Annotated in this window: 5 protein-coding genes; 1 reads left to right on the forward strand and 4 read right to left on the reverse strand. The window is 69.7% G+C overall.

The annotated features are described in order from the left end of the window. Nucleotides 1-63 precede the first annotated feature (63 nt). From dnaJ to hrcA, 4 genes are all read right to left on the reverse strand, one after another. Complete coding sequence (dnaJ, locus tag WAT24_RS15235) at nucleotides 64-1,200, reverse strand: molecular chaperone DnaJ (protein ID WP_336808760.1); 1,137 nt, start codon at nucleotides 1,198-1,200, stop codon at nucleotides 64-66. 109 nt (nucleotides 1,201-1,309) lie between these two features. Next, nucleotides 1,310-3,226 carry a molecular chaperone DnaK gene (gene dnaK, locus WAT24_RS15240; RefSeq protein ID WP_336808761.1) on the reverse strand — a complete coding sequence of 639 codons (1,917 nt, stop codon included), beginning with the start codon at nucleotides 3,224-3,226 and terminating at the stop codon, nucleotides 1,310-1,312. Between the two features lie 112 nt (nucleotides 3,227-3,338). Beyond that, nucleotides 3,339-3,890: a nucleotide exchange factor GrpE gene (grpE, locus tag WAT24_RS15245; RefSeq protein WP_336808762.1), complete on the reverse strand. Its 552-nt coding sequence runs from the start codon at nucleotides 3,888-3,890 to the stop codon at nucleotides 3,339-3,341. Nucleotides 3,891-3,974: 84 nt separating this feature from the next. After that, a complete protein-coding gene (gene hrcA / locus WAT24_RS15250) occupies nucleotides 3,975-5,036 on the reverse strand; it encodes a heat-inducible transcriptional repressor HrcA (RefSeq protein WP_336808763.1) in 1,062 nt (353 codons plus the stop codon). 118 nt (nucleotides 5,037-5,154) lie between these two features. Here hrcA and recN point away from each other — a divergent pair, with 118 nt between their 5' ends. After that, nucleotides 5,155-6,828, forward strand: coding sequence for a DNA repair protein RecN (gene recN / locus WAT24_RS15255; RefSeq protein WP_336808764.1), 1,674 nt, complete (start codon nucleotides 5,155-5,157; stop codon nucleotides 6,826-6,828). Nucleotides 6,829-7,092: the final 264 nt, after the last annotated feature.

A 7,092-nucleotide genomic window follows, 5' to 3' on the forward strand; every position in this document is an offset into this window, starting at 1 on the left:
CGGACGCCCGCGGCCACGCAGCGGCGCGGCGCGATACCGGACCGCCGCACTCCATGACCCAGCTCAGGAGGTGACGCGCGAGAGGAACTCCTTCACGCCGTCCACCCAGCTCTTGGCGCGCGGAGTGTGCGCGTCCGCCTCGCCCTCGGCGAAGGTGGCCTCCAGCTTCTCCAGCAGCTCGCGCTGCTCGCGGGTCAGCCGTACCGGCGTCTCCACCACGACGCGGCAGATCAGGTCGCCGATGCGGCCGGAGCGGACGGATTTCACGCCGCGCCCGCGCAGGCGGAAGGTCTGGCCGGTCTGCGTCTCCGGCGGGATGGTGACCGGCACCTCGCCTTCCAGCGTGGGTACCTGCAACTCGGCACCCAACGCCGCCTGGGAGAAGCGGATCGGCACCTCGCAGTACAGGTCGTTGCCGTCGCGCTGGAAGATCGCGTGCTCACGAACCCGCACGTCGACGTACAGATCGCCCGGCTCGATGCCGCCCGGGCCCGACTCGCCCTGCCCGGCCAGCCGGATGCGGTCGCCGTTGTCCACGCCCGCCGGGATGCGGACCGCCAGCGTACGCGTCTCCTCCAGCAGGCCCTCGCCGTGGCAGGCCTTGCAGGGTTTCTCGATGGTGCGGCCGCTGCCACCGCAGTGCGGGCAGGTCTGCTGGATCGAGAAGATGCCGTTCTGCATGCGCACGCGGCCGTGCCCGTGGCAGGTGCGGCACGACACCGTCTTGCCGTCGGCCGAGCCGCTGCCGTTGCAGTGGTGGCAGTTGACCTGGGTGGGGATCTGGATCGTCTTCTCGACGCCGAATACCGCCTCTTCCAGGTCCAGCTCCATGACGTAGCGCAGGTCGGCGCCGCGCCGCGGCCGGCCACGGCCACCGCCCATGCCGAAGATGTCGCCGAAGATGTCCCCGAAGATGTCGCCCATGTCGCCGAAGCCGGCCCCCCCGCGACCGCCCATGCCGGCCTCGAAGGCGGCATGGCCGTGCTGGTCGTACAGGGCGCGCTTGTGCGGATCGGACAGGACATCGTAGGCCTCCTTGGCTTCCTTGAACTTGTCCTGCGCGGTGGGATCGTCCGGGCAGCGGTCGGGGTGGTACTTCATCGCCAGCCGGCGGAAAGCCTTCTTCAGCTCCGCCTCGCCGACGGTGCGTTCCACACCGAGGACCTCGTAATAATCGCGCTTGCCCGTTGCTGCACTCATGACTTCCACTGCACTCCTGCTCGAATCCTGGCCGTCCGTTCAACAAGCAGCCCGCGGCGGCATGATAGCCGGCGCGGGCTGCTGCATCGGCGGCGCCGACTTCCGCTGATTACTTCTTCTCGTCCTTGACCTCGGTGAACTCGGCATCCACCACGTCATCGGGCTGGGCCGAGCCGCCGCCCGGCGCCGCCTGCGGGCCGGCCTCGGCGCCGCCGCCCTGGGCCGCGGCATAGAGCGCCTGGGCGACCTGCTCGAGCTTCTGCATCTTCGCCTCGATCTGCGCCTTGTCGTCGCTGTCCTTGACCTTCTCCAGGTCCGCCAGCGCCTCCTCGATGCCGCCGATCTGCGCGCCCACCTTGCCGCCGTGCTCCTTCAGCGCGTTGCGGGTGGCGTGCACCAGCTGGTCGGCGCGGTTGCGGGTGCTGACCAGTTCCTGGAACTTCCTGTCCTCTTCCTTGTGCGCCTCGGCGTCGGCGACCATCCGCTGGATCTCCTCGTCGGACAGGCCGGAGCCCGCCTTGATCTCGATCTTCTGCTCCTTGCCGGTCTTCTTGTCGCGCGCCGACACGTGCAGGATGCCGTTGGCGTCGATGTCGAAGGTCACCTCGATCTGCGGGATGCCGCGCGGCGCCGGATCGATGCCGGTGAGGTCGAAGCGCCCCAGCGACTTGTTGGCGCTGGCGCGCTCGCGCTCGCCCTGCAGCACGTGCACGGTCACGGCGGTCTGGTTGTCGTCCGCGGTCGAGAAGGTCTGCGCCGCCTTGGTCGGCACGGTGGTGTTCTTCTCGATCAGCTTGGTCATCACGCCGCCCATGGTCTCGATGCCGAGCGACAGCGGGGTGACGTCCAGCAGCAGCACGTCCTTGACCGAACCGCCCAGCACGCCGCCCTGGATCGCCGCGCCCACGGCCACGGCCTCGTCCGGGTTGACGTCCTTGCGCGGTTCCTTGCCGAAGAAGTCCTTGACCGACTCCTGCACCTTGGGCATGCGCGTCTGGCCACCGACGAGGATCACCTCGTTGATGTCCGACACGCGCAGGCCGGCGTCATTGAGCGCGATGCGGCACGGCTCGATGGTGCGCTTGATCAGGTCCTCGACCAGCGCCTCGAGCTTGGCGCGGGTCAGCTTGATGTTCAGGTGCTTCGGACCGGAGGCGTCGGCCGTCACGTACGGCAGGTTCACCTCGGTCTGGTGCGCGGAGGAGAGCTCGATCTTGGCGCGCTCGGCCGCGTCCTTCAGGCGCTGCAGGGCGAGCGGGTCCTTGCGCAGGTCGATACCCTGGTCCTTCTGGAACTCGTCGACCAGGTAGTCGATCACGCGCTTGTCGAAGTCCTCGCCGCCGAGGAAGGTGTCGCCGTTGGTGGCCAGCACCTCGAACTGTTTCTCGCCGTCGACTTCGGCGATCTCGATGATCGACACGTCGAAGGTGCCGCCGCCCAGGTCGTAGACCGCGATCTTGCGGTCGCCGCCCTTCTTGTCCAGGCCGTAGGCCAGCGCGGCCGCGGTCGGCTCGTTGATGATGCGCTTGACCTCCAGGCCGGCGATCCTGCCGGCATCCTTGGTGGCCTGGCGCTGGCTGTCGTTGAAGTAGGCGGGCACCGTGATCACCGCCTCGGTGACCGGCTCGCCGAGGTAGTCCTCGGCGGTCTTCTTCATCTTCATCAGCACCTTGGCCGAGATCTCCGGCGGTGCCATCTTCTTGCCGTCGGAGGTCTCCACCCATGCATCGCCGTTGTCGTGCGCCACGATGGCGTACGGCACGATGTGCAGGTCCTTCTGGACCTCGGCGTCGGTGAACTTGCGGCCGATCAGGCGCTTGACCGCGTAGAAGGTGTTCTTCGGGTTGGTCACGCTCTGGCGCTTGGCCGGCGCGCCCACCAGCACCTCGTTGTCCTTGGTGAAGGCGACGATGGACGGCGTGGTGCGGTCGCCCTCGGCGTTCTCGATCACCTTGGTGGTGCTGCCGTCCATGATGGCGACGCAGGAATTGGTCGTGCCCAGGTCGATGCCGATGATCTTGCCCATAATGCTTAGCTCCAATGCTTCCAGGCGGCCCCCGCGGCCGCGATGATTTTCCAGATGGAGGCCCGCAAACGACGATTCAATGCCGCGAGGCCGTGTGTTCAGCGCGCGCGGCTCAGTCCTTGTCCTTGGCCACCGCGACCAGCGCGGGACGCAGCAGGCGGTCGTTCAGCAGGTAACCCTTCTGCAGCACGTCGACCACGGTGCCCGGCGCCTTGCCCGGCGCCTCGACCATGCTCACGGCGTGGTGGCGTTCCGGATCGAGCGGCTGGCCCAGGGGATCGACCTGCACCAGGCCCTGGGCTTCGGCGACCTTGAGCAGCGCCTTCAGGGTCAGCGCCAGGCCTTCGCGTACCGCCGCGGCATCGCCGCTCTCGATCGCCAGCCCGCGCTCGAGGCTGTCGTAGACCGGCAACAGCTCGTTCAGCAGCTTCTCGTTGGCGAAGCGGCGGGCCTGTTCGAGGTCGCGATGCAGGCGGCGACGCTGGTTCTCCAGCTCCGCGCGCTCGCGCAGCACGGTGTCGCGCAGCTCGGCATTGCTCGCCTCCAGCTCGGCGATGCGTGCCTGCAGGGCCTCCAGCCCGGACGCGTCGCCGGGGCCCGCCCCCTGTCCCGGCGCCTGCTCCGGTCCCTGTGCCTGGTCCGGCGTCTGCTCGTTGTTCTGCATGCATTACTCCCAAACAAAAGTGCGGGCCGGCACCTCCGTGCCGACCATTCGAAAACATGCGGGAAACCCGCCCTCCGGGGGCGGTTATAGGGACGTCGCGACGCGATTCAAGGCATCGCTCAGCAAACCGGCGGTCGCCTGCACCACCGGGATCACCCGGTCGTAGGCCATGCGGGTGGGCCCGATCACCCCGACCGCGCCCAGCACGCGGCCCTGCACGCCGTAGCTCGCGGTGACCACGCTGCAACCATCCAGGGCGGCGAAGCCCGATTCCTCGCCGATGAACAGCCGCACGCCCGGGGCGCGGGCGCACACTTCCATCAATTGCAGCAGCTCGCTCTTCTTCTGGAAGGCCTCGAACAGCTCGCGCAGGCGGTCCAGGTCCGCCAGTTCGGCGTACGACATCAGGTTGGTCTGGCCGCTGACCAGCACGTCCTCGCCCCCCCCCTGCGGCGCGAACGAGGCGGCCGCCAGCTCGGTGGCGCTGGCCACCAGGCGGTTGAGCTCGCTGCCCGCCTCGCGCAGCTCGCGCAGCAGGTGGGCGCGGATGTCGTCCACGCGCAGCCCGGCGAAATGCGTGTTCAGGTAGTTCGCGGCCTGCTCCAGCTCGCGGCCGTCCAGCGGCTTGGCCAGTTGCACGATGCGGTTCTGCACCTGGTTGTCGGAGAACACCAGGATCACCAGCACCCGCGACTCCGGCAGCGGCACGAAGTCGATGTGGCGCAGCGGGAAGTCGCCCTGGCGCGGCACGGTTACCACGCCGGCGAAATGGGTCATCGCCGAGAGCAGGGCCGAGACGTTGCCGAGCAGGTCGCGGGTGGTGGTGGGCCCGGGCGGCAGCTCACGCTTGAGCCGTGCCATCTCCTCGCGCGGCAGCGGCTGCAGCTCGATCAGGCTGTCGACGAACAGGCGCAGCCCGCGCGGCGTGGGCACGCGCCCGGCGGAGGTGTGCGGCGAGGCGACCAGGCCGGCGTCCTCCAGGTCCGCCATGATGTTGCGGATGGTGGCCGGGCTCACGTCCAGGCCGGACGAGCGCGACAGCGTGCGCGACCCTACCGGCTCGCCATTGGCCAGGTACTGCGCGATCAGCGTGCGCAGCAGGCGGCGGGCGCGGGCGTCGAGGTCGTGGCCGTGGGATCGGGTCATGCGCTGTGGCAAACGGTGAGACGGCACAGAAATAAGGTGTGGTACCGGAGTTTGCAAGAAAGCCGGTCGCGGCGGTAGCCACGCCCGTGCCCCCGTTCTCCCCGTACAATTCCAAGCCATGCTCACTTCCCTGTACGTCCGCCATTTCGCCGTCGTCGAAGAAGCCGAGGTCGCGTTTGGCCCTGGCCTGACCGTGGTCAGCGGCGAGACCGGCGCCGGCAAGTCCCTGCTGGTCGACGCCCTGGTGCTGCTGGCCGGCGCCCGCGCCGACAGCGGCATGGTCCGCGAGGGCTGCGACCGTGCCGAGCTGGCGGCCGAGTTCGACCTGTCCGCCCTGCCCGAGGCCCGTGCCTGGCTCGAGCGCGAGGAGCTCGACGACGAAGGCGCCTGCCAGCTGCGCCGCGTGATCCGCGCCGAGGGCAGCTCGCGCGCCTGGATCAACGGACGCCCCGCCAACGCCAGCCAGCTCGGCGAACTGGCGACCCTGCTGGTGGAGATCCACGGCCAGCACGAGCACCAGGCGCTGCTCTCGCGCGGCCACCAGATGGACCTGCTCGACGCTTATGCCGGCAACGAGGCCCTGGTCGCGCGGGTGCGCGAGCTGGCCGCGCAATGGCGCGAGCTCGGCGCGCGCATCCGCAAGCTCAGCGGCGGCGACGACCGCGAGCGTCGCCTGGATCTGCTGCGCCACGAGGTCGGGGAACTGGAGCGCTGGGCGCTGCCCACCACGGACCTGGCCGAGCTGGAAGCCAGCCACAAGCGCCTGGCCAACGCCGGCCGGCTGGCCGAAGGCGCCGCCGGGGTGGTGGAGCTGCTCGACGGCGACAGCGAGTTCGCCCTGCGCCGGGCGCTGGCCCGCGCCCATGCCGAGCTCGGCAAGCTGGCCGCCATCGACGGCGGGCTGGCGCCGTTCCTGGAGCTGCTCGACAACGCGGCGATCCAGCTCGGCGAGGCCTCCGACGGGCTCGGTCGCTACGCGCAGGACGTGGACCTCGACCCCGAGCGCTACGCGGAGGTCGACGCCCACCTCACCCGCCTGCACGAGCTGGCCCGCCGCCATCGCCTTCCCGTGGCCGAGCTGCACGAACGCCTGGGCGCCTTGCAGGCCGAGCTGGCCGAGCTGGAAGGCGCTGGCGACGCGCTGGACCGTCTCACCGCCGAGCGCACCCGGCTGGAACGCGGCTATGCCGAGGCTGCGGAGGCCCTGAGCCAGGCCCGCCGGCAGGCGGCCGAACGGCTCGGCGGCGAAGTCAGCGCGCTGATGGGCGAGCTGGGCATGGCCGGCGGCCGGCTGGTGGTGGCACTCGAACCCGTGGCCGGCGACGAGCCCGACCCGCAGGGCCGCGAGCGCTGCGAACTGCTGGTGAGCGCCAACCCCGGGCAGCCGCCGCGACCGCTGCGCAAGGTCGCTTCCGGCGGCGAGCTGGCGCGGATCAGCCTGGCCATCGAAGTGGCCACCCTGGGCAAGGACAGCATCGGCTGCATGGTGTTCGACGAGGTCGACACCGGTATCGGCGGCGCCGTTGCCGAGGTCGTGGGACAGAAGCTGCGGGCCCTGGGCGCGCAGCGCCAGGTGCTGTGCGTCACCCACCTGCCGCAGGTCGCCGCGCAGGGCCATGCGCACCTGCGCGTGAGCAAGCACAGCGACGGCGACGGCACCCGTACCCACATCGAGAAGCTGGACGCCACGGGCCGCCGCGACGAGCTGGCGCGCATGCTGGGCGGACTGGAAATCTCCCGCGAAACCCGCGCCCACGCCAGGCAGATGCTGGAGCGGGCACAAAGCGCCTGAGCCGCCTTGCGGCGGCCGGCACGGCGATCGGGACGTTCTCGCAGCGTCCCACATCGCGGTCATGCAAAAGGCCCCGTTTGGGGCCTTTCGTGTGGTAATCCCCCCGCCGATTAGCTGACCCCAGAAGTGGAATTTTCTCGTAGTCTTTCCCGAGGAGGCGACGTCCCCCCACTTTTGAGTAGCACCGCGGTTTGGAGTCCAATCCCCCATCCGAAGGAGATTGGACGTGAAGAAGCGGTTTTCCGAAGAACAGATCATCGGCTT

Source organism: Fulvimonas yonginensis, from assembly GCF_037137055.1.
GTDB classification, from domain to species: Bacteria; Pseudomonadota; Gammaproteobacteria; order Xanthomonadales; family Rhodanobacteraceae; genus Frateuria_A; species Frateuria_A yonginensis.

Coding starts and splice junctions, on each gene's coding strand:
- recN (WP_336808764.1), top strand. CDS start 5,155: ATGCTCACTTCCCTGTACGTCCGCCATTTCGCCGTCGTCGAAGAAGCC.
- dnaK (WP_336808761.1), bottom strand. CDS start 3,226: ATGGGCAAGATCATCGGCATCGACCTGGGCACGACCAATTCCTGCGTC.
- dnaJ (WP_336808760.1), bottom strand. CDS start 1,200: ATGAGTGCAGCAACGGGCAAGCGCGATTATTACGAGGTCCTCGGTGTG.
- grpE (WP_336808762.1), bottom strand. CDS start 3,890: ATGCAGAACAACGAGCAGACGCCGGACCAGGCACAGGGACCGGAGCAG.
- hrcA (WP_336808763.1), bottom strand. CDS start 5,036: ATGACCCGATCCCACGGCCACGACCTCGACGCCCGCGCCCGCCGCCTG.